The 26372-nt window shown below is 73.4% G+C and carries 24 protein-coding genes and 6 tRNA genes; 17 read left to right on the top strand and 13 right to left on the bottom strand.

Features of this window, described 5'->3' with window-relative positions:
• Positions 1-27: 27 nt before the first annotated feature.
• The 4 genes from ACH436_RS02960 to ACH436_RS02945 form a co-directional block, all read right to left on the bottom strand.
• Positions 28-1581 carry an alpha-L-fucosidase gene (locus ACH436_RS02960; RefSeq protein WP_430558672.1) on the bottom strand — a complete coding sequence of 518 codons (1554 nt, stop codon included), beginning with the start codon at positions 1579-1581 and terminating at the stop codon, positions 28-30.
• Positions 1582-2140: 559 nt separating this feature from the next.
• Complete coding sequence (locus tag ACH436_RS02955; protein ID WP_430558671.1) at positions 2141-2944, bottom strand: SDR family NAD(P)-dependent oxidoreductase; 804 nt, start codon at positions 2942-2944, stop codon at positions 2141-2143.
• Complete coding sequence (locus ACH436_RS02950) at positions 2941-3222, bottom strand: hypothetical protein (RefSeq protein WP_430558670.1); 282 nt, start codon at positions 3220-3222, stop codon at positions 2941-2943. The genes ACH436_RS02955 and ACH436_RS02950 overlap by 4 nt, the downstream gene beginning before the upstream one ends.
• Positions 3223-3341: 119 nt before the next feature.
• Complete coding sequence (locus ACH436_RS02945) at positions 3342-4250, bottom strand: LysR family transcriptional regulator (RefSeq protein ID WP_430558669.1); 909 nt, start codon at positions 4248-4250, stop codon at positions 3342-3344.
• A 123-nt stretch (positions 4251-4373) separates the two neighbouring features.
• On the opposite strand from ACH436_RS02945, the gene ACH436_RS02940 reads away from it, so the two are divergent.
• The 5 genes from ACH436_RS02940 to ACH436_RS02920 all read left to right on the top strand — a co-directional run bounded on the left by ACH436_RS02940 (position 4374) and on the right by ACH436_RS02920 (position 9733).
• The gene (locus ACH436_RS02940; RefSeq protein ID WP_430558668.1) at positions 4374-5432 is read left to right on the top strand and encodes an alcohol dehydrogenase catalytic domain-containing protein; all 1059 of its coding nucleotides are present in this window, start codon (positions 4374-4376) and stop codon (positions 5430-5432) included.
• Positions 5429-6592, top strand: a complete 1164-nt coding sequence (locus tag ACH436_RS02935; RefSeq protein WP_430558667.1) for a flavin monoamine oxidase family protein — start codon at positions 5429-5431, stop codon at positions 6590-6592. Before ACH436_RS02940 ends, ACH436_RS02935 begins: the two co-directional genes overlap by 4 nt.
• 68 nt (positions 6593-6660) lie before the next feature.
• Positions 6661-8019 carry an MFS transporter gene (locus tag ACH436_RS02930; RefSeq protein ID WP_430558666.1) on the top strand — a complete coding sequence of 453 codons (1359 nt, stop codon included), beginning with the start codon at positions 6661-6663 and terminating at the stop codon, positions 8017-8019.
• 50 nt (positions 8020-8069) lie between these two features.
• Positions 8070-8819, top strand: a complete 750-nt coding sequence (locus ACH436_RS02925; RefSeq protein ID WP_430558665.1) for a DsbA family protein — start codon at positions 8070-8072, stop codon at positions 8817-8819.
• Positions 8820-8830: 11 nt separating this feature from the next.
• Entirely contained in the window at positions 8831-9733 is a 903-nt protein-coding gene (locus ACH436_RS02920; RefSeq protein WP_430558664.1) for a cytochrome c biogenesis CcdA family protein, read from the top strand.
• Between the two features lie 341 nt (positions 9734-10074).
• Here the strand turns inward: ACH436_RS02920 and ACH436_RS02915 are convergent.
• Together ACH436_RS02915 and ACH436_RS02910 are read right to left on the bottom strand one after the other, a co-directional pair.
• Positions 10075-10146: transfer RNA gene (locus ACH436_RS02915), tRNA-Val, on the bottom strand.
• A gap of 60 nt (positions 10147-10206) precedes the next feature.
• Complete coding sequence (locus ACH436_RS02910) at positions 10207-11073, bottom strand: aminotransferase class IV (RefSeq protein WP_430558663.1); 867 nt, start codon at positions 11071-11073, stop codon at positions 10207-10209.
• Positions 11074-11234: 161 nt separating this feature from the next.
• Here ACH436_RS02910 and ACH436_RS02905 point away from each other — a divergent pair, with 161 nt between their 5' ends.
• A complete protein-coding gene (locus tag ACH436_RS02905; RefSeq protein WP_430558662.1) occupies positions 11235-11735 on the top strand; it encodes a hypothetical protein in 501 nt (166 codons plus the stop codon).
• A 12-nt stretch (positions 11736-11747) separates the two neighbouring features.
• Positions 11748-13289: a multicopper oxidase family protein gene (locus ACH436_RS02900; protein WP_430558661.1), complete on the top strand. Its 1542-nt coding sequence runs from the start codon at positions 11748-11750 to the stop codon at positions 13287-13289.
• Positions 13290-13321: 32 nt separating this feature from the next.
• On the opposite strand, the gene ACH436_RS02895 is transcribed toward ACH436_RS02900, so the two are convergent.
• Both ACH436_RS02895 and ACH436_RS02890 read right to left on the bottom strand, forming a co-directional pair.
• Positions 13322-13924, bottom strand: coding sequence for a dihydrofolate reductase family protein (locus ACH436_RS02895; protein ID WP_430558660.1), 603 nt, complete (start codon positions 13922-13924; stop codon positions 13322-13324).
• A gap of 29 nt (positions 13925-13953) precedes the next feature.
• The gene (locus ACH436_RS02890; protein ID WP_430558659.1) at positions 13954-15087 is read right to left on the bottom strand and encodes a chorismate-binding protein; all 1134 of its coding nucleotides are present in this window, start codon (positions 15085-15087) and stop codon (positions 13954-13956) included.
• Between the two features lie 126 nt (positions 15088-15213).
• On the opposite strand from ACH436_RS02890, the gene ACH436_RS02885 reads away from it, so the two are divergent.
• From ACH436_RS02885 to ACH436_RS02850, 8 genes are all read left to right on the top strand, one after another.
• Positions 15214-15286, top strand: a tRNA-Gly gene (locus ACH436_RS02885).
• Between the two features lie 54 nt (positions 15287-15340).
• A tRNA-Cys gene (locus tag ACH436_RS02880) sits at positions 15341-15411 on the top strand.
• 8 nt (positions 15412-15419) lie between these two features.
• Positions 15420-15494, top strand: a tRNA-Val gene (locus ACH436_RS02875).
• A gap of 215 nt (positions 15495-15709) precedes the next feature.
• Positions 15710-15782 (top strand) — tRNA-Gly (locus ACH436_RS02870).
• 42 nt (positions 15783-15824) lie between these two features.
• Positions 15825-15899 (top strand) — tRNA-Val (locus tag ACH436_RS02865).
• Positions 15900-16003: 104 nt separating this feature from the next.
• On the top strand, positions 16004-16330 hold the full coding sequence (locus ACH436_RS02860) for a DUF2277 domain-containing protein (protein WP_429729700.1): 327 nt from the start codon (positions 16004-16006) through the stop codon (positions 16328-16330).
• Positions 16331-16340: 10 nt separating this feature from the next.
• Positions 16341-16652, top strand: coding sequence for a hypothetical protein (locus tag ACH436_RS02855; RefSeq protein ID WP_430558658.1), 312 nt, complete (start codon positions 16341-16343; stop codon positions 16650-16652).
• A 497-nt stretch (positions 16653-17149) separates the two neighbouring features.
• Positions 17150-18790, top strand: a complete 1641-nt coding sequence (locus ACH436_RS02850; protein WP_430558657.1) for a hypothetical protein — start codon at positions 17150-17152, stop codon at positions 18788-18790.
• Between the two features lie 43 nt (positions 18791-18833).
• Here ACH436_RS02850 and zapE read toward each other — a convergent pair whose 3' ends face one another.
• Positions 18834-19859 (bottom strand): cell division protein ZapE, encoded by a 1026-nt coding sequence (zapE, locus tag ACH436_RS02845; protein ID WP_430559140.1) that lies wholly within the window; start codon positions 19857-19859, stop codon positions 18834-18836.
• Positions 19860-20002: 143 nt separating this feature from the next.
• Between zapE and ACH436_RS02840 the strand changes: the two genes are divergently transcribed.
• Both ACH436_RS02840 and ACH436_RS02835 read left to right on the top strand, forming a co-directional pair.
• Positions 20003-20806 (top strand): dihydrofolate reductase family protein, encoded by an 804-nt coding sequence (locus tag ACH436_RS02840; protein WP_430558656.1) that lies wholly within the window; start codon positions 20003-20005, stop codon positions 20804-20806.
• Positions 20807-20904: 98 nt separating this feature from the next.
• Positions 20905-21402 (top strand): hypothetical protein, encoded by a 498-nt coding sequence (locus tag ACH436_RS02835; RefSeq protein WP_430558655.1) that lies wholly within the window; start codon positions 20905-20907, stop codon positions 21400-21402.
• 83 nt (positions 21403-21485) lie between these two features.
• On the opposite strand, the gene ACH436_RS02830 is transcribed toward ACH436_RS02835, so the two are convergent.
• The 4 genes from ACH436_RS02830 to gndA are packed head-to-tail and all read right to left on the bottom strand — an operon-like array spanning position 21486 to position 26357.
• Positions 21486-22253, bottom strand: coding sequence for an aspartate/glutamate racemase family protein (locus ACH436_RS02830; RefSeq protein ID WP_430558654.1), 768 nt, complete (start codon positions 22251-22253; stop codon positions 21486-21488).
• Positions 22250-23572, bottom strand: a complete 1323-nt coding sequence (locus tag ACH436_RS02825; protein ID WP_430558653.1) for a carboxylate--amine ligase — start codon at positions 23570-23572, stop codon at positions 22250-22252. Before ACH436_RS02825 ends, ACH436_RS02830 begins: the two co-directional genes overlap by 4 nt.
• Positions 23569-24924: a hypothetical protein gene (locus ACH436_RS02820; protein ID WP_430558652.1), complete on the bottom strand. Its 1356-nt coding sequence runs from the start codon at positions 24922-24924 to the stop codon at positions 23569-23571. Before ACH436_RS02820 ends, ACH436_RS02825 begins: the two co-directional genes overlap by 4 nt.
• Positions 24921-26357: an NADP-dependent phosphogluconate dehydrogenase gene (gndA, locus tag ACH436_RS02815; protein WP_430558651.1), complete on the bottom strand. Its 1437-nt coding sequence runs from the start codon at positions 26355-26357 to the stop codon at positions 24921-24923. The genes ACH436_RS02820 and gndA overlap by 4 nt, the downstream gene beginning before the upstream one ends.
• Positions 26358-26372 lie beyond the last annotated feature (15 nt).

Raw genomic sequence — 26372 nt, 5'->3', positions numbered from 1 at the left:
ACCGCGGACGAGAAGGCGTGCGCCCTGTCAGCGGTCCAGGTCCACCCGCAGGACCACGCAGCGCTCGAGCACCTCGGGATCGCCGTCCCGACGCGGGGGCGGTGAGACATCGAGGGAATCCGGGCGCTGGGTCCAGGTCGGGGCGGGGTCGACGCCGAGCCACGTGACCGACCGCACGCGGTGACCGAGGCGCTCGCGCCCGAGCGCCGTGAGGGACACGGGCTCGTCGGGCCGGTCCAGGTGGATGGCGTAGACCGCACCGTCCGTCCGGGTGTACCGGACGTCCCTCGCGGTGAACTCGACGGTTCCCTCGTTGAACCCCGGCCCTCGCAGCGGGCGGGCGGCCCCGAGACTCGGCCCCTCGCCGGCGACGTGGAACGGAGCGGTGTCGAAGATCGCCTCTCCGTGGCGCCGGAGCCACGAACCGATCCCCCCGAGGACCTCGACCTCGTCGGCGTCAGGCGTCCCGTCGCCCCGCAGCGGGACGCTCAGGAGCAGGTTGCCGTTCTTGGCCACGACGTCGGCGAGCGTGCGCACGACCGTGAGCGCGGACTTGTAGCCGTGCTGCTCGGCGAGCTGACGGTCGTAGTGCCAATGACCGATGCAGGTGTCGGTCTGCCACGGCCGAGGCTGGACGGCGTCGGGCGCGCCCCGCTCGATGTCCCAGGTCAGGCACTCCTTCTGGTCCTCGGTGAGGGCCTTGCCCAGCAGGACCGCGCGATTCTCCCCGTGCCGTGCGTGGCTCTGGTTGTACAGGTGTGCGGCGATCCGCAGACCAGCGTCGGAGACCGGCCACAGCGGCAGTGCGGTGTCGTCGAAGTAGACGAGATCCGGGTTCACCTGGTTGATGAGGTCGATGGTGCGGTCGTGGAACCTGCGGCAGTAGTCCGCGTCGGGCCGGCTCGCTCCCTCGCCCCACGCCCACTGGTACTTGCTCCGCGTCAGGTCGCCGAAACCCTCGCTCACCGGGTGGTTCTGGGCATACAGCTCCTGCGGGTCGAGTCCTTCCCACCAGGTCCCTGCGCCGTCGGCCGCGGTGAGGCCGCCGTCGTAGGGGACCCCGGCCCGCGGACCCTCGGCGTCGCAGCCCCGGGACGGTTCGTACCAGGTCCACGCGTGCGACGCATGGATGCTGACCCCGAAGGGCAACCCGGCGGCCCGCGCCGCCGCGGCCCACTCGCCGACGATGTCGCGGCGTGGCCCGAGATCGACGCTGTTCCAGCGGTGGTGACGCGACGCCCACAGGTCGAGGTTGTCGTGGTGGTTCGCCATCGCGACGACGTAGCGGGCACCGGCATCGCTGAAGAGCCTGACGATCTTCTCGGGGTCCCAGCGCTCACCGCGCCACTGGTGGATCACGTCCTTGAACCCGACCTCGCTCGGGTGCCCGAACCGCTCGAGGTGGGTCTCCTGCGCGCGGCTCCCCGGCACGTACATGTTCTTCGCGTACCAGTCACCGGCCTCCGGCTGGCACTGCGGCCCCCAGTGGGCCCACACGCCGAACTTGGCGCGGTGGAACCAGTCCGGCGTGGCATACCCCGCGAGCCCGTCCCACGACGGCTCGTACGGGCCTGCGGTCATCTCCTCTTCGGCCCCGGACACCTCGTGGTCCGGGACAAGGTCTGACGGGGCTGTGAAATCGAAGTCCACCTGGGACACATCCGATCGCTGGTTGCGAAGTGGTCGCTGGGCGCGGCGTGACCGGCCGAAGGGCTGGTCAGGGCGCCGTTGCCACCAGGCATCCTTCCCGGACGCGGCACGCGCACCGGGACGAACACGCCGCAGATGCCCGACCTTGCCGCGGACGCGCTCGAGCCGGTCGGCAGGGAACGGCGCCTCGATCTCGTTCAGAGCGAGGTACGTGAGCCGCCACCTGATGCCGCACTCGTCTATCGCTGCTCCTTCCTAGCGACCGCAGCCGCCTCGACGGGGACGACGACACCGTTGATGCCTGTTGCAAGGCCGGAGCAGAGGAACACCGCTGTATGGGCCTGGCGCTCGGCTGTGGGTTCGGAGGCGATCTTCCTCCACACCTCGATCGCGGGCGGGCGTTGTGCCTGCGGCGATGGCGACATCTCCTTATGCACCGAAGAACTGTCGGAGCCAAGGCACGCGACGTATCGCCGTGGGCATGGCCAGGTCAGTGGCGACCGGCCATGACTCCCCCGTCCGCGTCCCAGACGGCTCCGGTGACCCAGCCGGCCTGGTCGGAGAGCAGGAAGGTGACGATCTCGGCGATCTCCTCGGGGGTGCCGACGCGGCCGAGGGGGCGGAACGAGTCGAAGCCGCTGATCGCGTCGTCGACCTCGTCCTTGGGGATGAACCCTTCGTAGATCGGGGTCCGCACGACGGCGGGGGCGACGGCGTTGGCCCGGATCTTGTGGGGTGCCAGCTCGATGGCCAGGTGCTGGGTGAGGGCGTGCAGCCCGGCCTTGGCCATCGAGTACGCGGACGACGGGGTGGCTGCGATGGCCTGGTGGGCCCACATCGAGCCCAGGTTGACGATCGCGCCGGCGTTCCCGGCTTCGACCATGGAGGCCGCCACGGTCTGGGTGATGAAGAAGGTCGACCGGTTCAGGTCGAGGTAGGAGTCGTAGTCCGCGGGGGTGTGCTCGAGGAACGGCTTGGGGACGAAGACGCCGGCGGCGTTGACGAGCAGGGTCGCGTCGGCGTGCACGGTGGTCAGTCGTTCGCGCAGGGCCGTGACGGCGTCCTGGTCGGCGAGGTCCGCGGCGATCGTGTGCACCTGGGTGCCGTGCTCTGCGAGGCGGTCGCGGGCGGCCGCGAGCTTGGTCTCGTTGCGGCCCACGACGACGAGGTCGCCGCCCTGCGCGGCGATGCGTGCGGCGCTGGCGTAGCCCATGCCGCTGGTGCCGCCGATGACAACGGCCTTGCGGCCGGTGAAGGTGGGGTTCTGGTCGGTCATGGTCGTGGCCTCGCTCACGCGGTCTCGTAGATGCGGATCTCGGGGTCGGCCTGGAGCAGGGGGCTCAGGCCGCCGACGACGTCCTGGGTGAACAGCTCCGAGGAGAGGTAGGCCCGTGCGTGGGCGGTGGTGTCGAAGCCGTGCAGCACCTGGACGTCCTCGTCGCGTACGAGCAGCTCCTTGCTGGTGGCGCCGGTGACGGTGTCGAGGAACGGCTGCTTGTACTGCTGGTAGACGCCCGCGGCGGCGGGGCGGTCGGCGGCGTCGACGCTCAGGGTGATCTCGAGGTAGGCCATGGGTGTGCTCCTTCGTGGGCCAGGGCGGTGGTTCCGTCCGGCCGGTCACGCTAGGAGCGGGGCACGTCGCGCGGTAGGGGCGTGCGGCGAATGTGTCGATAGCGCGGGTGAATACCCGGTCAGTGGCTGGGGGTGCTGTCGGGTTGCGGCGCCTCGAGCCCGTCGGCCAGGGTGCGCAGCAGGTCCGCCTTCACTGAGCGGGGGTCCCAGACCGCTTCGTAGAAGATCTCGACCTCGACGCCGTCGTCGAGGACCTTGCGCTGGGAGGTGGTGGGGCCGGTCAGCTTCGACTCGGGCAGCATCGCGGACCCGAGGCCGAGGGCGGACCATTCCTCCAGGACCCGGTAGCTGGCTGCCTCGCCCGGGTAGTCGCGGACCGCGATGTCGTGCGCGCCGAGCAGGTCGCGGGTGAAGGCGGTGAGGCCGCAGGTGTCGGGCATGAGGATGAGCTGCTTGCCCGCCAGGTCGGCCAGCTCGGCGGGGCCGGTGGTCTCGGGTTCCGCCTCGACGAGCACGACCGGCTCGGAGTCGATGACGCGGTGCTCGAAGCGGGGCATCGGGGCCACCGACGGCACCACGATGACGTCGAGGTCGCCGGCGGCCAGGGCGTCGCGCAGCTCGCCCATGTTGGCCTCCCGGAGCACGAGCTGGCACGGATCGGGCTCGCACAGGTCGCGCACGGCCCGGTAGGCGCGGCCGACGATGCGGGGGTCGATCAGCGGTGAGACACCCATGCGGATGCTGTCGGCGGCCGGGGCGTTCCAGCGCCTGGCCTCGGCATCGACGTCGTCCAGTGCGGTGACGGCCCGGTCGACCAGGGGGAGCAGGTGCGCGCCGAACGGCGTCGCGGTGACGCCGCGGGCGGTCCTGTCGAAGAGGCGCTCACCCAAGCGTGCCTCGAGCTTGGCGATGCCGTTGGACAGGGCCGGCTGCGTGACCCCGACCTCACGTGCCGCGGCGCTGAACGAGCCGGCCTGGGCGACTGCCTGTGCGTACCGCAATGCGTCGGGGTTCAACCGGTCAGCCATCACCCCACCTTATGGCCAGATTCACCGTGGTCACCTACTGCACCCGACCGAAGGTTCGTAGGGTCGCCGCGGCGCGCCGCCCCGGACGCGCCCCCACCCGTACCGCCCTCGAGGGAGCCAGACGTGACCCGCACCGCCGTCGCCATGCGCGTGCACAAGCCGGGAGGCCCGATCCTCGCCGAGCAGGTACCCGTCCCACGCCCCGGTGTCGGCCAGGTGCGGGTGGACGTGACGGCCAGCGGCGTGTGCCGGGCGGACGTCGCGACCGCGCGCCGGAACGGAAGCGCGGTCTCCCCCGCCACTCCCGGCCACGAGATCGCCGGGACCGTCGCCGAGGTCGGCGACGGCGTCCCGGGCTGGAGGGTGGGCGACCGCGTCGCCGTCGGCTGGTTCGGCGGCTCCTGCGGCCACTGCCGCTTGTGCCGCAGCGGGGACGTGGTGCACTGCGCCGACCGACAGATCCCCGGGCTGTCCTACCCCGGCGGCTGGGCGCGGTCCGTCACCGTCCCGGCCGACGCTCTGGCTCGAGTGCCGGACGGCCTTGACCTGTTCGACGCGGCGCCCATGGGTTGCGCCGGGGTGACGACCTTCAACGCCGTGCGGCACGCCGGTCTGCGCCCGGGGTCACAGGTGGCTGTCTTCGGCGTGGGCGGACTCGGTCACCTGGCCGTGCAGTTCGCCGCCGCGATGGGTCACGAGGTGGTCGCCGTCGCGCGTGGCGCCGAGCGTGAGGGGCAGGCACGCGCCCTCGGGGCGCACCACTACGTCGACAGCGACCGCACTCGCCCGGGAGAAGCGCTGGCCGCGCTCGGCGGCGCGGACCTCATCGTGTTCACCGCGTCCTCGACCGAGCCCGCGACCGAGCTCCTGGACGGGCTCGCCGTCGGCGGGCGGCTCACGCTGGTCGGCGTCGACGCGGGCACGCTCGCCGTGCCCGCCGCCAGGCTGGTCACCACCGGCCAGCAGATTACCGGGCAGCTCACTGGCAGCCCGCCGGACATCGAGCAAGCGATGGAGTTCGCCCTCCTGCACGGCGTCCGGCCGGTGACCGAGATCGTCCCCCTCGACCAGGTCGGCGCCGCCCTCGAACGGCTCGAGGCCGGCACCGTCCGCTTCCGGACGGTGCTGGACGCGCGCAGCCCAGCACCCGTCGCCGACCCCACGACCCTGAGGAACCCATGAACCCGGACCAGCACGTGCGCCCCGAACCGGGTACCGGTGGCAGCGCGACAGAGACCGACGTCGTCGTGGTCGGCGCCGGCATCTCCGGACTCGTCGCCTCCCTCGTCCTGGCCGACGCCGGGCAGGACGTGCTGTGCTTGGAGGCCCGGGACAGGGTCGGTGGGCGGGCCCTCACCGTCACCACCGAAACGGGTCCGGTCGACCTGGGCGCGACCTGGTGGTGGCCGAACGAGCCGCAGATTCGAGCCCTCCTGCACCGGCTCGGCGTGGACTCGTTCGAGCAGTACCTCGGCGGGGACGCGCTCGCCGAGATGCCGGACTCCTCGACCGTGCGGGTCGAGGGGAACCCGCTCGACGTCCCCTCCTTCCGCGTGCGCGGCGGCACTCAGAGCCTCGCACAGGCGTTGCACGACGCCCTGCCCGCCGGCACGGTCCGACTGCGCCACCAGGTCACGTCGATCACCACAGACGCCGACGGCGTCACGGTCACCACGACAGCACCAGCTCACGTCCGGCGCGACGAGGAGACCTTGCGCGACGAGGAGACCGTCAGCATCCGGGCGCGGGCCGTGGTGCTCGCGCTGCCTCCTGCCCTGGCCGTCGGGACGATCGCGCTGCGCCCCGCGCCCGAGGCCGGGCTACTGCGTACCGCCCGGGAGACAGCGGTCTGGATGGGCGACGCGGTCAAGGCCGTCGCCGTCTACGACGATGCCTTCTGGCGTTCCGCGGGGCTCGCCGGGGCCGGCATCAGCCACCGCGGCCCGTTCCGCGAGTTCCACGACATGAGCGACGACGCCGGCCGCGCTCCGGCGATCTTCGGTTTCGCCCGCGCCGCCACGTTTCAGGGACAGTCCGACGCCGAGATCGCCGACGTCTTCCTCACCCAGCTCGCCACCCTGTTCGGCCCCGCGGCGAAGAGCCCGCGCGTGGTGCGGGTCAAGGACTGGAGCCGCGACCGCTGGACCACGCCAGCCGGCGTACCGGCCGGGAGCACGGCCACCTTCGGCGACGCGGGCTTCCAACCTCAGGCGTCCGGAGCGTCACCCGACCGCGTCTATTGGGCGTCGACCGAGACGTCGACAGCGTTCGCCGGGCACCTCGAGGGTGCGATCCACGGCGGCACCCGCGCGGCACGGGCGATCCTGCGCTCCCACCCCTGAGCCCTCCATCTTCGCGCCCACGCTTCCGGCAGGGCAGCGCGGACCGACGACCTCGACAAAGGACACGCATGACGAGCAGCAAGGCCGCCACCGCTTCGGACGAGGCCGCCGGAGGCCTCGAGGACCCCGGCATCCGCCGGGTCCAGCGCAAGACCCTGGGCAGCCTCGCCGTCGCCCAAGTGGTCGGCGCGATCGGGATCGGCGTCACGCCGTCCGTCGGCGTCCTGCTCGCAGAGCAGGTCACCCAGTCCGAGGTGTGGGCAGGGCTCGCGCGCACCGGCAGCACCCTCGGGGCCGCGGTGGCCGCCCTCCCCCTCGCCGCCCTCGCGCTGCGCCACGGTCGACGCCGCGCCCTGGCCCTCGGGTGGACGATCGCCGCGGCCGGAGCGGCCCTCCTGGTCGTGGCCGCACAGACCCAGAACCTCCTCGCGCTCGTCGTCGGGCTCACCGTCACCGGCGTGGGCACGGCCGCCCAGCTGCAGGCCCGCTTCGCGGCCACCGACCTGGCGCTGCCCGCCCACCGCGGGCGCGCCCTCAGCACGGTGGTGTGGGTCGGTGCGCTCGGGTCCGTCCTCGGCCCCAACCTCGGCACCCCCGGGGCATGGCTGGCCCACCGCCTCGGCCTCGCCGAGCTCGGCGGCGCGTTCATCTTCGCCGCCGTCGCGCTCCTCGCCGCCGGCGTCGTGACCTTCGCACGGCTGCGCCCCGACCCGCTGCTCACCGCGGCGGCCCTTCCCGCGGCGGAGACCGCGGCCAGCGTCGAGACTCAGACGTCCGACGCGACCTCAGGGGGCGAACCGGCCCAACCTGCGGCACCCGCCGTCCGACACCGCTTCGCGGGCGTCCGCGAGGTCGTGACGCTGTGCCGCACCAACCCCCCTACCGCGCTCGCGCTGCTCGCGATCGTCACCGCCCAGGTGCTCATGGTCACCCTCATGACCATGGCGCCGGTACACATGGCCGCCCACGGCGGGTCGTTGACCATCGTCGGTATCTCGATCAGCTTGCACATCGTCGGCATGTACGGCCTCGCCCCCGTGGCCGGCGCCCTCAGCGACCGGCTCGGAGCGCGAACGGGGATCTGCGTCGGTGCCGTGCTTTTCGCCGCGAGCTTCGCCGTCGCGTTCGCCGGGCTCGACAGCATGACCTGGGTGACCGTCTCCCTAGTCCTACTCGGACTCGGATGGTCCTTCATGAGTGTCGCGGGCGCCGCCAGCCTCACCGACGGCGTGCCCGAGGTCAGACGCCCCCGCCTGCAAGGGTTCGCCGACACCGCGTCCAACATCACCGCCGCGCTCGGCGCCTTCGTCGGAGGACCCGTCATGGCCGTCGTCGGTTACGACGGCCTCGCGCTCGTCGCCGCCGCGGCCATGGCACCGCTGTGCGTCGTACTCATCACCGGTGCAAGAACGCGTCACGAGCCCTGAGACGCGGCCCGGCCGAACCTCCGACCACCCACGAGAAGGAGCCTCACCACGTGACCCACGGAGCACCGTCCAGCCGCCGTCCGGCCTGGCTCTTCCCTGTGATCGTCCTCGTCGTCGCCGGCCTGCTGACCGTCATCTCCCTGGCAGTACGAGACAGCTCCCCCGATGAGCAGAAGGCCGCCGAGAACCCAGCCTCTAGCGACGCCGGCGGCCCAGCGGCAGATGTCGTCGAACCAACTCAGGAGCCGCTGCCGGACATGGCCCGGCGCGACGCCGACGACCCCCTGGCCGCCGGCCCCACCGACGCACCCGTGAGCCTGGTGGTGTACTCGGACTACCAGTGCCCCTACTGCGCCTCCTGGGCCGCGCAGACCCAACCGGCCATGCTCGAGTACGCCGAGGCCGGCGACCTGCGCGTCGAATGGCGCGACCTCAACGTCTTCGGCACCGCGTCGCTCACCGCGGCCCGAGCCGCCTACGCCGCAGGACTCCAGGGCCACTACCCCGAGTACCACGACGCACTCTTCGCCGACGGCGAGCACCGCCCCGCACACCAGCTCAGCAAGAAGGCCCTCATCGACCTCGCCGCACAGCTCGGGCTCGACGCAGACCAGTTCGCCTCCGACCTCGACTCCGCCGAGGTGGCCGCCGGGGTCGAGAAGAACGTCCAGGAGTCCATGGAGCTCGGCATCTACTCCACCCCCGCCTTCGTCCTCGGCGGCACCCCCATCGTCGGCGCACAACCGACCGACGTCTTCGTAGGGGCGTTCGAGGACGCTCTGGCACGCGCCCAGGGCTGAGGGGAGACACCATGGAGCTGACGTTCCTCGCCGCCTACCTCGGAGGCATGCTGGCTCTTCTGAGCCCCTGCGGTGCCCTCCTCCTGCCGGCATTCTTCGCCTCGACCGCACGCTCCGGGGCGCGCCTGCTCGCGCACGGCGCGGTCTTCTTCCTCGGCCTCGCACTCACTCTCGTGCCCCTCGGGCTCGGCGCCTCGCTTGCCGGATCCTTGCTGACCGCCCACCGCGACCTGATTATCGCGGGCGCCGGGTGGCTCATCATCGCCTTCGGTCTGATGCAGGTCCTCGGGGCCGGCTTCGACCTCAGCCGCCTTCTGCCCGGCGTCCGCACCGCCCAGGCCACGGCCCAGCAACGAGGCGGATTCAGCCGGTCTTTCCTGCTCGGCCTCGTGTCTGGAGTCGCCGGATTCTGCTCCGGACCGATCCTCGGCGCCGTGCTCACCATGGCAGCCACCGAAGACTCCCCGATCGTCGCCGGCAGCATGCTCGCCGTCTACACCGCGGGCATGGTCGTCCCGCTGCTCGGCATCGCCGCATGGTGGAACCGACTCGGGACCAGAGGCCGTGCACGCCTCCGCGGCCGCGAGATCCGCATCGGCAGACTTCGGTTCCACACCACGTCCCTGGTGACCGGAGTGCTCCTCGTCATCGTGGGCATCGTCTTCCTCCTCACCCACGGGATGGCGAGCTTGCCCGCACTGCTGCCGACCACCGTGCTCGGACGCGTCCAGACGTTCGTCCTGTCGATCACCGCCCTCGCCCCCGAACCGCTGCTCATCGCACCGACCGCAATCGTCGTCATCGCGCTGTGGGCCGCCCGGCGGCGACGGCAGGCCCGACGAGGTGAGTCCGACGCCACGATCACCGACGCCACCCCCGCCTCAAACACGAACCAAGAGGTTCCAGGTGAGTGAGGGGTTTGCTGCACGGACAGGAGACAAGGGCAAGGCGGGCATCGGCCGCAAGCCCCTTGCGGATCATCATGCGCCGCATGGGCACCGGTGCCGGGAACGGTCCACGCCATCGTCGATATGGATCCCCGCGCACCTCCCGTCACCGATAGTCACCATCCCTTTGGGACCGCGCCGGTTCTGCATTGCCGCAGGTCAAGCCGTTTGACGACACTGGAACCGAGAACCCGAGACCTTAGGACCAGCATCACCGCAGGTCAGAGAGTTGCGCCACGGCCCACGGGTGAAACGAGAAAGGCCCTCTGACCAGCGTTTCCGCTGGTCAGAGGGCCTTTGCTCACGGGTGGGCGATACTGGGTTCGAACCAGTGACCTCTTCGGTGTGAACGAAGCGCGCTACCACTGCGCCAATCGCCCGGTGCGTGGACGATATTAGCCACAGATCGGGCGGCGGACCAAACCGGCGCCCTGGGCACGTCAGGGGTCGAGGCGCTCGCGGCAGTTGCGCTCGAAGAGCTCGCGGGCGGCGCGCGACACCTCTCCCACCTCGACGTCGGCGCCGTCCAGCCGGACGACGGGCTGCACGTTCCGCCCCGACGACGTGAGGGCGAGCCGGGCGCGTCCCTGCGTCACCTCGTCGAGCACGGTGAAGGGCAGCTCGCCCTCCTTCGCCTCGCGCACGGGCAGCCCTTCCTCCGCCGCCCACTCGAGCGTGAGGGCGCGGGTGATGCCGGCGAGGCAGCCGGAGTCCAGGGTGGGGGTGATCAGCTCGCCGTCGCGCTCCACGAACACGTTCGACCCGGTGCCCTCGCACAGGTCGCCGACGGTGTTGGGCAGGATCGACTCGTCGCCGCCCTTGCGCACGGCGTCCGCGAGCGCCACGACGTTCTCCGCGTACGACGTCGTCTTGAGCCCCGCGACGGCGGAGCGCTCGTTGCGGGGCCAGGGCGAGCGCGCCGACCGGGAGGTCGGGGCCATGGCGGACTGCTGCGCCGCGACGACGACGGTCTGCGGGGCCTCGACACGGCCGGAGCCGAGGGGGCCGACGCCGGCGGTGACGGTGATGCGGAGCCGGCCGTCGAACGCGCCGTCCAGGCGCACCGCCTCGGCGAGCGCTGCCGCGACGCCGTCGCGCACCTTCTGCTCGTCGGGGGCCGCCAGCCCGAGCCCGGTGGCCGAGCGTGCGAGGCGGCGCAGGTGTCGCGTCAGCGCGAACGCCCGGCCGTCGAAGACGGTGCACGTCTCGAAGACGCCGTCCCCGACCGTGATGCCGTGGTCGACCGCGCTCAGCGCCGCCTCCCCCTGTCCGACGAGGCGGCCCTCCGCCCAGATCACCAGACTCATGGGGCCAGTGTGCCCGAGATCACGCCCGGGCGGTGCGAGCCCCGGGCTCCCGAGTTCACCCGCGGTTCACCCCGGGCCCTCGTAGTCGCCGCGCGGCGGCGGTCTCACCATCAGAGAACGGGCCGCGACGGCGCGGCCCCCGCACGATCGAGGTGATCGGCATGAGACAGGTCTTCCGAGTTCTGGCGTACGCCGTGGCGGCGGGCGTCGTGGTCCAGGCAGCCGTGATGGTGTACGCGGTGGCCGGGCTGGGCCTCTTCATCGACCAGGGCGGCGTCCTGGACCAGGCCGCGATGGAGCAGAGCGGCTCGGGACAGTCCCTGTTCCCGGAGGAGCTCGGGTTCATGCTGCACGGCATGAACGGCACGATGGTGCTGCCCGTCCTCGCGCTCCTCACCTTCGTCGCGTCGTTCTTCGCGGGCGTGCGTGGTGCCTGGCGCTGGGGCCTCGCGATCCTGCTGCTCGTCGCGCTCCAGGTCGTTCTCGGGCTTGCCGGCCACAGCGTGCCGTTTCTCGGGGCCCTGCACGGGGTCAACGCCCTGCTCCTGTTCGGCGTCGCCCTGTACACCGGCTGGCGGGTGACGGCACGCGACCGCGCCCTGCACGCGGTGCCGGCCACCGCTCCGCAGGGCGGTCTGGCCGCCGGCGGCGTGGCACCCTGAGCCGCCGGCGCCATGGCGGCCGATCGCGGCACGGTCCTGCGGCGGGTGGTCGCGGGGCTGGTGGCTGCGGCCGTCCTCGTGCCGCTCGCGCTGCTCTGGGCGACCAGCCGGGCGCCAGCGCAGTACTCCGTCACCGAAGCGGGGTCGTTCGAGCGCGGCAGCGGTCCGCGAGTGACGACGCTCGAGGGACACGCGGGTCACCCGGGTCACGGTGGCGCCACCGCGGCCACGACGAGCGTCGACACCTTGGTGGCTCCGCCGGGCCGGCCCGACGTCGCCCTCACCCTCACGGCGCGCGCCGAGCGCGTGGAGCTCGCCCCCGGCACGACGGTCGACGCGTACACGGTGAACGGGACGACCCCCGGCCCGACGCTGCGCGCCACGCAGGGCGACGTCGTCGAGGTGACGTTCGTCAACGAGAGCGTGCCGGGCGGCGCCACGCTGCACTGGCACGGGATGGACGTGCCGAACGCCGCGGACGGCGTCGCGGGCGTCACCCAGGACGCCGTGCCCGTCGGCGGTTCGCACACGTACCGGTTCGTCGCCTCCGACGCCGGCACGTACTGGTACCACTCGCACCAGGTCTCGCACGAGCAGGTGCTCAAGGGGCTGCTCGGGGCGGTGGTCGTGTCCCCGTCACCCGGGGCGCCGGCGGCGGGCGGCCCCGAGGTCGCACGGCTCCTGGCGGGCGTCGTCGACGTCCCCGCGCTGGTGCACCGGTACGGGGCGGTGCGGACGGTGCAGGGCGCACCTGGGGACCTGCCGGTCGACGTCGAGCCGGGGGCGGCGGCGCGCGTCCGCGTGATCAACACCGACAACGGCGTGCTGCCGGTCTGGGTGGGCGGGGCGCCGTTCCGGCTCGTCGCGGTCGACGGCACCGACGTGCACGACCCGCCCGAGGTGCGCGACCAGGCCGTCGTCGTCCCGGCGGGCGGGCGCGCGGACCTGCTCGTCGTCGCGCCCGCGGACGGCACGGCGGCGCGCGTCGAGCTGGGCGGTGTGTCGGCCGTCGTCGTCGGGCCCGACGACGCGACGTCGTCCCCGGCGCGACGCCCGACGGCGACCCTCGATCTCCTCTCGTACGGCACCCCGGTCCCGCTCGGCCTGGACCCGGAGGCACCCGACCGCTCCTTCGAGTACGTCATCGGCCGCGCGCCGGGGTTCCTCGACGGGAAGCCGGGCATGCACTGGACGGTGAACGGGCACACCTACCCGGACGTCCCGATGTTCGAGGTCGCCCAGGGCGACGTCGTGCGTATGCGGATCGACAACCGGAGCGGCGCCCCGCACCCGATGCACCTGCACGGCCACCACGTCGTGGTGCTCTCCCGCGACGGCGTGGCCGCGAGCGGCAGCCCATGGTGGACGGATTCGCTCGAGGTGGCCGACGGCGAGACCTACGAGGTCGCGTTCCTCGCGGACAACCCGGGGATCTGGATGGACCACTGCCACAACCTGCCCCACGCCACCGAGGGACTCGTGGCGCACCTCATGTACGCGGGCGTCACGACGCCGTACCTGCTCGGGCACGACAGCGGCAACGTCCCCGAGTGACCGGTGCCGAGTGGCCGGCGCAGCGGCGGTGCTCAGCGCCGCAGCACCAGGTGCGTCACCTCCGGCGTGACGCGCGCCGACACCGTGCGCAGGTCGTGCGTCCCGATGCCCTGGAACAGGCGCACCCCCTCGACGTCGAGCACCACGGGCGCGACGTGCAGCCGCAGCTCGTCGATGAGGTCCTCGGCGAGGAACTGGTTGACCGTCGTCGCGCCGCCCGCCACCGACACGCTCCGCTCGCCCGCCGCCTCGCGGGCCCGGTCCAGCGCCTCGTGCACCCCGCCCGTGACGAAGTGGAAGGTCGTGCCGCCCTGCATCTCGACCGGCTCGCGCTCGTGGTGCGTGAGCACGAAGACGGGCGCGTGGTACGGCGGGTCCTCGCCCCACCAGCCGCGCCACGACAGGTCCCAGTCGCCACGGCCGGGGGTGAACATGTTCCGCCCCATGACGAAGGCGCCCGCGGCGGTGATCGCGTCGAGCTCGGCCCGGTGGTCGTCGGGGCGGTCGAACATCCACGCGTGCATGATCCGTTCCCCGTCCCCGACGCCGTCGCCGAACGGCTGGTCGAGGGACTGGTTCACGCCCGCCGAGACGCCGTCGAGCGAGATGCCGAGGTCGCACGTCACCTGTGTCATGCACGTGGGACGCCCGGGCGTCCCGGTTCTCATCGGTCCGACGACGCGAGCCCCACCAGCCGGTCCGCCTTGAGCTCGGTCTCGTCCCACTCCCGCTCGGGGTCGCTCCCCCACGTGATGCCTGCTCCGGTACCGAACCGCAGGACGCCGCCGTCGGCCCCGTCCTCCCACCAGAAGGTGCGGATCCCGACGGCGAGCTCGGCCCGCCCGGCGTCCCCGTCCACCCAGCCGACCGCCCCGCAGTACGGCCCGCGGGCCGTCGGCTCGAGCTCCGCGATCAGCCGCAGCGCGGTCGACTTGGGCGCCCCCGACACCGACCCGGGCGGGAACGTGGCCTCGAGCGCCCGCGCCCACCGGCCGGCGCCGTCGTCCAGCAGCTCGCCCCGCACGCGCGAGACGAGATGGACCAGACCCGGGTGCTCCTCGACGCCGAGCAGGTCGGTGACCTCGACGGTGCCGGGCCGGCACACGCGCTGCAGGTCGTTGCGCACGAGGTCCGTGATCATCACGTTCTCGGCGCGGTCCTTCATCGTGAGCCCGGACGGTGCGCGCGCCGTGCCCTTGATGGGCCCGGAGGCGAGCGTCGCCTCCCCGCCGGGACCGACGTCGAGGGACAGGTACAGCTCGGGCGAGGCGCTCACGACCCAGACGGGGTCGAGCCCGCTCGCAGCGGGCACGTGGACGGCGGCCGCGTACGGGGCGGGGTTGCCGGCGGCCAGCCGGGCGGCGAGGGCCGCGGCGTCGGGCTCGACGACGTCCCCTGCGGCGTCCGGCGCGCCCAGCGGGGCGGAGAGCACCCGGCACACGTTCACCTGGTAGACGTCACCGCGCCGCACCCGCTCCCGGACCGTGGCCACGGCGCGGACGTAGGCGTCCCGGTCGAGCGAGGTCGTCCAGTCCGACGGCCGGGGGCCGCGCCAGCCGGGGCCGTCCGGGGTCCCGCCCGGCGCCGCGGACGCCGGCTCGACGTCCGCGAACCGCCAGGCGCGCGCCCGGCCGCCGTCGCGCGGCGTGCCGTCCCGCCCCAGGCCGGCCTCGAAGTCCACGACGACGAACCACAGCCCCGAGTCCAGGCGCTCCGGTTGGGCGGTCAGGTCGACGCACTCGACGGCATGGGTCGCGCGGCGGCCGGCGAAGGTGGCCCAGGAGGTCGGCTCGTGCACACGAGCACGCTAACGGGTCCTGCGGGGACACCCCGCGGGGGCGATTGGACGGACCGCCAGGGGTCCACTAATGTTTGGGGCGCGCCAGAACGGCGGGCACCGCAAGGTGTCCAGGTTCCTGGCCGCGCGGATGTGGCTCAGTTGGTAGAGCATCACCTTGCCAAGGTGAGGGTCGCGGGTTCGAGTCCCGTCATCCGCTCGGAGGCCCACTCTCTGATCGACTCACCACGAGCGTCGGGAGAGCACGTCTCAAGGTGGGTTGGCCGAGAGGCGAGGCAGCGGCCTGCAAAGCCGTATACACGGGTTCGAATCCCGTACCCACCTCGCAGCACGGGCGATTGGCGCAGCGGTAGCGCGCTTCCCTGACACGGAAGAGGTCACTGGTTCGATCCCAGTATCGCCCACCAGCATCATGAAGCCCCGACCGGGATCCCGGTCGGGGCTTCGTCGTTCCCGGAGCACGACTGCCCCGATCCGCGATGCTCCCCGATGCGGCGCCGACGGCCGGAGGGGCCGCAGCGTCGCAGGTCACACGGCCGCGATTGGACCAGCGCGCCGAAGGTCGAGTAATGTTCAGCAGGCGCCGGGAGGCCAGGACAGCAGTCCTGAACGACCCGGTCGTGCGGATGTGGCTCAGTTGGTAGAGCATCACCTTGCCAAGGTGAGGGTCGCGGGTTCGAGTCCCGTCATCCGCTCCGAGCTCTGCATTTCCCTCGCGGGAGCGCAGCAGCTCCCGCGGGCGATTGGCGCAGCGGTAGCGCGCTTCCCTGACACGGAAGAGGTCACTGGTTCGATCCCAGTATCGCCCACCAGAACGAGGCCGTCCCGGTTCGCCGGGGCGGCCTTTCGCGTCCTTCCGGCAGGTCTCCGCCCCCGGCTGTCGCCGACGTCACCCCTGCGGCGTAGCGTCGAGAGCATGTGCCGCAACATCACGACCCTGCGGGGGCTCGAGCCGCCCGCCACCGACGAGGAGATCCGCGCCGCCGCGGAGCAGTTCGTCCGCAAGGTGACCGGCGTGCAGCGCTCCGCGAGCGCAGCCACCCGCGAGCCCTGCGAGCAGGCCACGGCCGAGATCGCGGAGATCGTCACGCGCCTGCTCGGGGAGCTGCCCGAGCGCCGGCAGCCGCCCAAGACCGTGCCGCCGCTGCGCCGCGAGGAGGTGCAGGCGCGCATCGCCGCGCGTCAGGCCGCACGCGAGGAGCACGAGCGGATGCACGAGCTCGGGATCGCCCACACCCACTAGGCTCGCCCGCGTGGATCAGCCCTCCCCCGCCCCCGTCGACGGGGCGCCCGCCGCGCCCGACCCGGTCTCCGCGACGATGCATCGTGCCAAGGCGCACGCCCGGGCGTCGCACGTCACGGTGGGGCAGGTCCGTCACGGTCACGGCGGGGTCGTGGAGATCGACTGCTCGTGCGGGATGGTCCTCACCAACGGGCCGGACTGGTCCCTCGACGAGCACATCAGGCTGCACCGCGCCGAGGCGCGCTACGTGGCGCTGAGCCGTGTGGCCCCCGCCGGGATGCCGCGCCTCGTCCCCGTCGGCACGGACCGCCTCCCCCGCTGACGCCGCGCCCGACCACCCCGGCGACCCGTGTCGTCAGGGCCCCGGCCGGGCCTCGTCGAGCCCGAGTCAGAGCTCGTCCGGGTCGTCCCAGGACACTCCGCTCGAGGCGCCTTCCATGGGGCCGAGCTCCGCCGCAGAGAGAGACGCGGGCGCCTTTGCCGCGTCTCCCCCGGACCTGGCGTCCCGGTCGCGATCGTCCAGCGTGCGCCGCCGGGGTGCCAGCCTGGCCTGCGAGGCGATCGACTCGTCCAACCTGTCCACCGGCACCGTGGGTCGGGTGCCTGTGCCATCCGTGCTCATGGCCAAGGTCTAGCAGCCGGCGGGGTGGCCCGCCCGCGCTTGGCACACTATTTCATCTCTCCGAGCTCCCCCTGGCCCGCTTCCTGCACGGGGGCGGGGCGTCCCCGGGAAGGACGCTGCGCACCGCCGTCGCGCCCGGCGCCCGGCCCCTGGACGCACGGCCGCGAAGATCCCCGCCGGTGGCTAGAGTGTCGGCCGTGACCGCTGCCGACGCAGGCCTCGCCGACAGGGCGGCACCCGGGACCCCTCCGCCGCTCCCCCGGGCACGGGAACGCTGGCCCGGGCCCCGGCCGCTGCTGTGGGCGCCCCGAGCCCACACCGTCGAGGTCGTGCTGCCGGCGACCGGTGACCGGCTCCCGCTCCGTCTCGTCGGCGCCCACGAGCCCGGCTACTGGCGGGCCGACGCGGAGCTCGCCCCCGGCACCGACTACCTCTTCTCCGTCGACGGCGGTTCCCCGGTCCCCGACCCGTGCAGCGCCTGGCTCCCGGACGGCGTGCACGGCGCGTCCCGCGTGCTCGACCAGGAGTTCGCGTGGACGGACGCCTCCTGGCGGGGCGCCGACCTCGACTCCGGGGCCCTGCTGCGCGTCGACCTGCCCACGTTCACCCCCGCAGGAACCCTCGACGCGGCGGCCGACCTCCTCGAGGACGTCGCCGCGACGGGCGTCGCCGGCGTCGAGCTCTCCCCCGTCGCCGCCTACGACCCTGCCCGCGGCCTGGCCGCGGGCGTCCGGCTGTTCGCCGTGCACGAGCCGCTGGGTGGCCCGAGCGCGCTCCAGCGGTTCGTGGACCGCGCGCACCGGTGCGGTCTCGCCGTCGTGCTGGACGCCCCGCACCGCTGGGCCGTCGCCGACGGCCTCGGCCTGCACGCCTTCGGCCCCTACGCCACCGGGTCACGCCTCGGGCCGCGCACGGGCGCCCGGCCCGGCCCGCCGGGCTCCGACAGCCCCCGGATCAACCTCGACGGCAGCGGGAGCCGCGGCCCGCGCGACTTCCTCGTGGCCGACGCCGAGCGCTGGCTGCGCGACTTCCACGTCGACGGCCTCCTGCTGGACGTGGAGGCCCTCGTCGACCGCTCGGCCCTGCCGTTCCTCGGCGAGCTCGCCGAGGACGTCCACCAGCTCGGCGAGCAGGTGGGCCGCCGCCTGCACCTCCTCGTCGACGGGCCGGGGCGCAGCGACCGGCTCACCACGGTGGTGCACGACATCCTCGACGCGCCGGGCGTCGCCGACCCCGTCCAGGACCTGCGCCGGCTCGCGCAGGAGGTCTTCCCGCCGACGACGGCCCCCTGGCGTCCGCCGAGCCTGCGGCGTGCGCACCGCGCCACGCAGCGGGCCTCCGCGGTGCTCGTGCGGGACCTCACGCGGCTGCCCGCCGCGAACCGCTCGGTCCCCTGGACGCCAGACACCGGCGCCCCTCGGGAGGCCGCGGGGGTGACCGACGACGACCGCGCCTGCCTGCTGACCTTCGCGATCCTCGCCGGGACGCCGCCGGTGCTCGACACCGAGCACGTGCCGGTGCCCGCGCGGGACGACCGGTCCCGGCGGCTCGTCGACTGGACCCGGACGCTGCTCTCGCTGCGCCCCGCCGCGTCCGCGGACCGCGACCTGCCTGTGGAGGTGCGGACCGAGGGCACGGCCCTGGTCGGGCGCCGCGGGCGCACCGCCATCGTCATGGTCACCGGGGCGCAGAGCGTCGACGTCGACGTCGCGTCCCTCCCGCCCGAGATGGAGCTCGTGGCGGCGTGGGACCCCGCGGGGACGACCCTGGAGGGCGGCATGCTCCGGCTCCCGCCCCGGTCCCCGGCCGTGCTGCACTCGGGCCCGTTCGAGGCGTGAGGCGCCGGCCGGCCGCCGCGGCGGCACGGCCGCGCCGGCCAGCTCACACCGCCAGGCTCCGCCCCTCCTCGGCCAGAGCCCCGAGGCGCGACAGCGCCCGGAAGTACTTCTTGCGGTACCCGCCGCGCAGCATCTCGTCGGAGAACAGGTGCTGCGGGCCGTCGCCGGCGAGGAGCACCGGCACGTCCCGGTCGTAGAGGCGGTCCACCAGGACGACGAGCCGCAGCGCCACCTCCTGGCGCTGCACGGGCCGCACGCCGGTGAGCGCCACGAGCTCGACGCCGTCGAGCAGCGCGCCGTACCGGCTCGGGTGCACGGTGGCGAGATGGGCGAGCAGGGCGTCGAACTCGTCCAGCACGGCACCGGGCCGGCCCGCCGCCGTCCGCGCCACCACGTCCGACGACAGCGGCGACGCCTCGGTGACGACCGCGCGGTGGCGGTAGTCCTCGCCGTCCACGCGCAGCACCTCGAACCGGGAGGAGAGCGCCTGGATCTCGCGCAGGAAGTCCTCGGCCGCGAACCGGCCCTCGCCCAGCGCCTCGGGCAGCGTGTTGGACGTCGCGGCGAGCGCGACGTCGCGGTCGGCGAGCTCGCGCAGCAGGCGGGACATCAGCACGGTGTCGCCCGGGTCGTCGAGCTCGAACTCGTCGATGCAGACCAGCCGGCGCGTGGCGAGGGCCTCGACCGTCGGGAGGAACCCGAGCGCCCCGACGAGGTTCGTGTACTCGACGAACGTGCCGTACGCGACGGCCCCCTCCCCGAGCGCCCCGGTGACCTCGTGCGCCAGCGACGTGAGCAGGTGCGTCTTGCCGACGCCGAAGCCGCCGTCCATGTACACCGCGGGCACCGACCTGCGGCGGCCGAACAGCGCCTTGAGCCCGGTCGAGCGCGGCGCGACGATCTCGCTGGCGACCTCATGCAGCCGGGCGGGCACCGACGTCTGGCTCGGGTGGGCGGGGTCCGCCCGGTACGTCGAGAAGCGGGCGTCGGCGAAGTGGCGCGGAGGCACGAGGTCGGCGAGCAGCCGGTCGGGCGAGACGGTCGGGCGCACCGCCGACAGGGAGGGCACCGCGCCGTCCCCGGCGGGGCGCGCGGGGGGCGCGTCGCTGCCCTGGGCCTGGCTCTCGTCCTGGTCCGTGTGCTGGTCCCGGTCCTCGTCCTGCGTGAGCGTCACGACCGTCAAGGTTACGCGTCGTCAGTACGCTGGCCGCTGTGAGATCTGCCACGACGCCGCTCGACCTGCTCGTCCCGGGACCCGAGCACCTGCCCGCCGACCCGACCGAGCGCCGGCTCGGCGCGCTCTACGACGAGGGCACCGGGTCAGGGCCCTGGGTGCGCGCCAACTTCGTCAGCACGGTCGACGGCGGCGCGTGGGGCCCGGACCACCTGTCCGGCTCGATCAACGACGACGCCGACTGGCGCGTCTTCCGCGTCCTGCGCGCCGCGGCCGACGTGGTGCTGGTCGGCGCGGGCACGGCCCGGCACGAGGGCTACACGGCGCTCGACCGGCCTCGGGGTCTGGCCACCGCCGCCGACCGCCCCCTGGAGCTCGCGCTCGTCAGCCGCTCCGGCCGCGTGCCGCAGCAGCTCGCCGACGGAAACCGTCCGCCGCTGGTCCTCACGGGGCAGGCCGGCGCGCGGACCGCGAGCCGGATGGTCCCCGCCGACCGGGTGCTCACGGTGGCGTCCCCCCACGACCCCGACGAGGTGGACCTGCGTGCCGGCCTCGCCGCCCTGGCCGCCCGTGGGCTGCGCCAGGTGCTGTGCGAGGGCGGGCCGACGCTGCTCGCCGCCATGCTCGCGGACGACCTGGTCGACGAGCTGTGCGTCTCGACCAGCCCGTGTCTCGTGGGCCCCGGTCCCTCGCGCATCGTCGCCGCCTCGCCCGCCGGGGCACCCGGCGAGGTCCCGCCGCCGGCCGGGATCCCGGCGTCGCCGCCCGTGCCCGCCCGCCTCGCGCACCTGCTGCACGCGCCGAGCACGGGCACGCTCGTCGCGCGCTGGCTGCTGCGCTGAGCGATCGCGAGCACGACGGGGGCGAGGCACGCGTCACGTCCCGGCTCCGGCGGCCGTCTGGCCTCGCATCCACGGCCCCGGGTGGCTACGGTGCTGGCATGCCGACGACCGTCGTCCTCACCGAGGACGCCCTCACCGACGCCGACGTGGCGCACATCCTGTCCCTGCACGACGAGCAGGCCGAGCGCTACCGCGTGCTCGTGCCCGCGGACACCGACCGCAACGTGGTCGCCGCGATCATCGACCACCTGTGGGTGGGCGAGCTGCGCGAGGCCGGGCAGGACCTCGTCGGCAAGGAGCCCTCGCCCGAGGAGGCCAAGGTGACCGCGGCCCAGCGCCTCGAGCGGTCGCTCGCCGCGCTCCGCGCCGCCGGCGCCACGGCCGAGGGCACGGTCGCCGACGAGGACCCGCTGCCCGCGCTGAGCGCCGCCGTCGCCGCCCAGGGCGGCCCGGAGGGCGTGCAGGACGTGATCGTCGTGACCTACCCGCACGTCGTCGCGGACACCTTCCGCTCCGACTGGGCGTCCCGGGCCCGCGAGCACCTGCAGGTGCCCGTCCTGCACCTGTACGCCGGGACCAGCGCGATCGGCGACTGAGCCCGGCACCCGTACCCCTGACGCGCAGGAAGGCCCCGTCCAGCGGACGGGGCCTTCCTGCGTCGTGCGCGGACCGGGGCCGATCAGCGCACGCGGTGCCCGGCGCGGCTGATCGTCGCGCGCACCAGCTCGTCCATCGAGTCGAGGAACGGCTCCTCGTCGAGGAGGTCGTGGTCGACGGCCGCGACGGACAGCTCCGTGCAGCCCAGCACCACGACGGACGCGCCCCGCTCGACGAGCCGGGCCGCCACGGCGCGCAGCGCGTCGGGGTCGGCCGGACGCCCCGCCTTGACCTGGTCGTAGATCACCTCGTTGACGACCTCCTGGTCGACCGCGTCGGGGACGACGACGTCGACGCCGTGGGCGGCGAACGCGTCGTCGTACACCTTCGAGGCCACCGTGCCGGCCGTGGCCATCAGCCCCACGCGGCGCAGGCCGGGCACGCGGGCCCGGGCCGCCGCGACCGTGACGTCGATGATCGAGACGAACGGCACCGTGACGGCGTCCAGCACCTGCTGGGTGAAGTAGTGCGCGGTGTTGCACGGCATCACGAGGAACCGGACGCCGAAGTCCTGCAGGCGGCGGGCGTCCCGCGCGAGGACGGGGCCCGGGTCGGCGGGCGAGCGGCCGAGCACGAAGTCCGTGCGGTCCGGGATGGTGGCGTGGTTGAGCACGACGAGGTCCACGTGGTCCTGGTCCCGCTCGGCGTCGGTGCGCTGCACCACCCGCTGCAGGAAGTAGGCGGTGGCCAGCGGGCCGACGCCGCCGATGACGCCGACGGGCCGGTCGTCGACCGACCCGTCGGCGTTCCCGGCCGGGTGCCCGGCGGCCTGCTCGGCGCCCGAGGTCACGCGTGCTCCCGGGCGCCCTGCGGCGCGGCGGGTCCGGTCCAGGCCAGCGCGCGCGACTGCGCGACCGGGTAGTGCCGGGCGTACTTGCGGAACTGGTTGAGCTGCGCCACCAGCAGGTACGCGACCCGGCGCGGGTCCCACTCCTTGCGGTACCACAGCGGGTTGGACGCCCGCCGGGTCAGCTGCAGGCGCCGCGTCCGCGACCGGGTCTGCGGGTCCGCGACGTAGCGCCGCAGCAGGGCACCCGGCAGCACCGTGTACAGGTGCTCGGTGGTGACCGCGCCGTCGTCCGAGAGGGGGACGTCGGCCCCGAGCACCGCGCGCGGGTCGGGGTCGAGGCCGCGCAGGTGCTCGTGCACGTAGAACTTCACCGGGTTCGCGCCCGTCGACGTGACGTAGTAGTTCGAGCGCCCCAGGCGGGGGTTGAGCTCGAAGAACACGTACCGCCCGTCGCGCGGGTCGTACTTGAGGTCGAAGTTCGCGACCCCGGTCCAGCCGACGTGCTCCAGCAGCCGGCGCGCCTGCTCCACGACCTCGGGCTGCGTGCCCGTGACGATCGCGGCCGGGTTGCCCAGGGCGCCGGGCGCGTGCTCCTCGAGCAGCACGTGCCCGAAGGAGGAGAACCGCACCTTGCCCTGCGCGTCGCTGTAGCAGGTGAGGATCCGCATGCCGGAGTCGTCGCCCGGGATGTAGTCCTGCACGACGAAGGAGCCGACGTACCCGGCGTCACGCACCCGGGCGAGCAGGTCGAGCAGCTCGGCGCGGGTGTCCACGAGGAAAACCTTCTTCTTCCCGGCGAACTCCACGTCGTGGTAGGCCGCCGTGCTGGCCGCCTTGGCGATCACCGGGAACGTCAGGCCGCTCGTGTCCGGCTCCGCGCCCGACGCGACGTCGTGCACCACCGTGGTGGGGTGCGCCAGGCCGAGCTCGGCGCACAGCGCCCCGAACTCCTCCTTGTCGGTGAGCCGCAGCAGCAGCTCCTCGCCCACGTAGGGCACCAGGTAACGGTCCTCCAGGCGGTCGCGGTGCTGCACGAGCATCCGCACCAGCCAGTCGGCGGAGCCCACGACGACGAGGTCGGCGTCGGTGTGCTGGTCGGCGATGCGGCGCAGGCGCGCGACGATCGCCTCCGGGTCGTCGATCTGCGGCTCGGCCACGTGCGTGAGGATGCGCGAGTGCCGCACCAGCCCCGTCGACGCGCCGGACACGACCACGGACCGCACGCCGTACGCCTCGTGGAACGCCCGGGCGAGGCTGTACGCCCCGATGTCACCGCCGAGGACGACGGGCTGCAGCCGCCGCTGCGGGGTCTGCGTCACGATGCCTCCTTGGCGGCGGTGGTCGGCGAGGCGCCGGCGGCGCCGTTCGCCGCGTTGTCGGCCACGGTGTTGGCTGCATAGTTCCGGCGCAGCGCGTCGGCCGGGTAGAACTGGCGGTACTTGCGCACGTGGTTGAGCATCGCCGTGAGCACGTACAGCCGGCGGCGCGGCGAGGCGTCCGCCCTGTACCGCAGCGGGTGCACGGTGCGCCCCGAGCGCTGCAGCCGCACGACGCGGGCGTGCAGCTGCGGGTCGAGCACGTACGACCGCAGCAGGCGCTTCGGCACGACGGCGTACAGCACCTCGCGGTCCGCCGTCACCGGCTCACGGCGCAGCCCGTGCACGACGTCGTCCACCAGCACCTCGGTCGGGTTCTGCCCGCCCGCGGTGAGGTAGTAGTTGTTGCGGCCGATGCGCGGGTTCTGCTCGAAGAACTTGAACACGCCGTCGCGCGGGTCGAGCTTGACGTCGAAGTTCGCGAAGCCCCGCCAGCCCGTGTGCTCGAGGATGCGCTGGGCCGCGTCGAGGATCTCCGCGATCGGCTCGACGATCATCGCCGACGGGTTGCCCCGCGCCGCGGGGGTGCGCTCCTCGAGGAGCACCTGCGCCGAGGAGCGCAGCGTGACCCGCCCGCTCGAGTCGGCGTAGGCGGTGACCGACCGCATGCGCGTGTCGTCGCCGGGGATGTTCTCCTGCACCAGGAACCGGCCGCGGAAGCCGGCCTCACGCAGCGAGATCATCAGCCGGTCCAGCTCGGCCGGCGTCGCGATCTCGTAGATCTTCTTCTTCCCCGCGAACTGCACGTCGTGGTAGTCGGCGCTGCTGGCGGGCTTCGCGATGACCGGGAAGTCGAACCCGACCGGCAGCGGCTCCCAGCCGGGCTCCGCCGCGCGGGCGAAGTCCTGGATCACCGTGGCCGGCGTCGGGATGCCGAGCTCGGCGCACACCTCCTGGAACTCCGCCTTGTCCGAGATCCGGTCGATGAGCGCGGCGTCCGCGAACGGGACGACGTAGCCGGCGGCCTCGAGCTCGGCGCGGTGGTGCACCAGGACGCGCACCACCCAGTCCATGTTGGTGAGGAGCACGAGGGTGCGGCCGGCCGTCACCAGCCGCCCCGCGACGTCCTGGAGCGCGGCGACGATCTGCTCCGTCGACGTGCCGGACAGCTCGACGTCGACGATCTGCGAGTGCGCGATCGGGCCGGGCTCCGCGAAGGCGACGACGGTGGTGCGCACGCCGTAGCGCTCGTGGAACGAGCGGGCGAGGGCGTACACGCCGATGTCCGAGCCGACGATGACCGGCTGGAACCCGGGGCCGGCCTCGGTGCTGGTGGTGCTCACGGGTGCGGTCATGCCTCCTGCTCGGAGCGGTCGGCCGACCACTCGGTGTGGAAGGTGCCCTCGCGGTCCGTCCGGCGGTAGGTGTGCGCGCCGAAGAAGTCACGCTGCGCCTGGATGAGCGCGGCGGGCAGCCGCTCCGCGCGCACGCCGTCGTAGTACGCCAGCGACGACGAGAACGCGGGGGTCGGGACGCCGTTGAGGGCGGCCTGCGACACGACACGGCGCCAGGCGGCGAGCCCGTTGCCCACGGCGTTCGTGAAGTACTCGTCCGCGAGCAGCAGCGGCAGCGCGGCGTCCCGCTCGTACGCCTCGGTGATGCGGTTGAGGAAGCGGGCGCGGATGATGCAGCCGCCGCGCCAGATGCGGGCCATGGCACCGCGGTCGATGTCCCAGCCGTACTCGGCGGAGGCGGCGGCGATCTGGTCGAAGCCCTGGCTGTACGCGACCACCTTCGACGCGTACAGCGCGAGGCGCACGTCCTCGATGAAGGCGTCCCGGTCGGCGATCTCCCAGGTGCCCGCGTCGGCGGGCAGCGCGGCGCGGCCTGCCTCGCGCTGCGGCACGGAGCCGGACAGCGCGCGGGCGAACGTCGCCTCGGCGATGCCGGTGATCGGCACGCCCAGGTCGAGGCCGTTCTGCACCGTCCAGCGGCCGGTGCCCTTCTGCTCGGCCTGGTCGAGCACGATGTCGACGAACGCGCTGCCGGTGGCCGCGTCCACGTGCTGGAGCACGTCCGCGGTGATCTCGATGAGGAACGACTCGAGGTCGCCCGTGTTCCACTCGGCGAAGATCTGCCCGATCTCGGCGGCGGAGGCACCCAGGCCCTGCTTGAGCAGGTCGTACGCCTCGGCGATCAGCTGCATGTCGGCGTACTCGATGCCGTTGTGCACCATCTTGACGAAGTGGCCGGCGCCGTCCGGGCCGACGTAGGTGCAGCACGGCGTGCCGTCGACCTTCGCCGAGATGTCCTCGAGGATCGGGCCGAGGCTCGCGTAGGACTCGCGGGTGCCGCCGGGCATGATCGACGGGCCGTTGAGCGCGCCCTCCTCGCCGCCGGACACGCCCGTGCCGACGAAGTGCAGGCCCTTCGCGCTGAGGTCCTTCTCCCGGCGGATGGTGTCGGGGAAGTGCGCGTTGCCGGCGTCGACGACGATGTCGCCCTCCTCCAGCAGCGGCACGAGCTCGTCGATGACGGCGTCGGTGGCCGCGCCCGCCTTGACCATGATGACGACCTTGCGGGGCCGCTCGAGCGACGCGACGAAGTCGGCCATCGACTCGGACGGGACGAAGTCGCCCTCGTGCCCGGCCTCCGCGATCAGCGACTGGGTCTTGGCGTACGACCGGTTGTGCACCGCCACCGTGTAGCCGTGCCGCGCGAAGTTGCGGGCGAGGTTGCGGCCCATCACCGCAAGGCCGGTCACGCCGATCTGGGCACGAGCTGTCATCGTTTCCCTGCTTCC

Origin of the sequence: Isoptericola sp. NPDC019693 (assembly GCF_044389085.1) — a bacterium.
Lineage (GTDB): Bacteria > Actinomycetota > Actinomycetes > Actinomycetales > Cellulomonadaceae > Isoptericola.
The sequence above is the reverse complement of the archived record's forward strand: the minus strand, read 5'-3'. Positions and strand labels throughout refer to the sequence as shown.

Bases quoted from the DNA above. Each gene is read 5' to 3' on its own strand.
- ACH436_RS02960 (WP_430558672.1), bottom strand. From the start codon at position 1,581: ATGACCGCAGGCCCGTACGAGCCGTCGTGGGACGGGCTCGCGGGGTAT.
- ACH436_RS02950 (WP_430558670.1), bottom strand. From the start codon at position 3,222: ATGGCCTACCTCGAGATCACCCTGAGCGTCGACGCCGCCGACCGCCCC.
- ACH436_RS02945 (WP_430558669.1), bottom strand. From the start codon at position 4,250: ATGGCTGACCGGTTGAACCCCGACGCATTGCGGTACGCACAGGCAGTC.
- ACH436_RS02935 (WP_430558667.1), top strand. From the start codon at position 5,429: ATGAACCCGGACCAGCACGTGCGCCCCGAACCGGGTACCGGTGGCAGC.
- ACH436_RS02930 (WP_430558666.1), top strand. From the start codon at position 6,661: ATGACGAGCAGCAAGGCCGCCACCGCTTCGGACGAGGCCGCCGGAGGC.
- ACH436_RS02920 (WP_430558664.1), top strand. From the start codon at position 8,831: ATGGAGCTGACGTTCCTCGCCGCCTACCTCGGAGGCATGCTGGCTCTT.
- ACH436_RS02910 (WP_430558663.1), bottom strand. From the start codon at position 11,073: ATGAGTCTGGTGATCTGGGCGGAGGGCCGCCTCGTCGGACAGGGGGAG.
- ACH436_RS02905 (WP_430558662.1), top strand. From the start codon at position 11,235: ATGAGACAGGTCTTCCGAGTTCTGGCGTACGCCGTGGCGGCGGGCGTC.
- ACH436_RS02900 (WP_430558661.1), top strand. From the start codon at position 11,748: ATGGCGGCCGATCGCGGCACGGTCCTGCGGCGGGTGGTCGCGGGGCTG.
- ACH436_RS02895 (WP_430558660.1), bottom strand. From the start codon at position 13,924: ATGACACAGGTGACGTGCGACCTCGGCATCTCGCTCGACGGCGTCTCG.
- ACH436_RS02860 (WP_429729700.1), top strand. From the start codon at position 16,004: ATGTGCCGCAACATCACGACCCTGCGGGGGCTCGAGCCGCCCGCCACC.
- ACH436_RS02835 (WP_430558655.1), top strand. From the start codon at position 20,905: ATGCCGACGACCGTCGTCCTCACCGAGGACGCCCTCACCGACGCCGAC.
- ACH436_RS02820 (WP_430558652.1), bottom strand. From the start codon at position 24,924: ATGACCGCACCCGTGAGCACCACCAGCACCGAGGCCGGCCCCGGGTTC.
- gndA (WP_430558651.1), bottom strand. From the start codon at position 26,357: ATGACAGCTCGTGCCCAGATCGGCGTGACCGGCCTTGCGGTGATGGGC.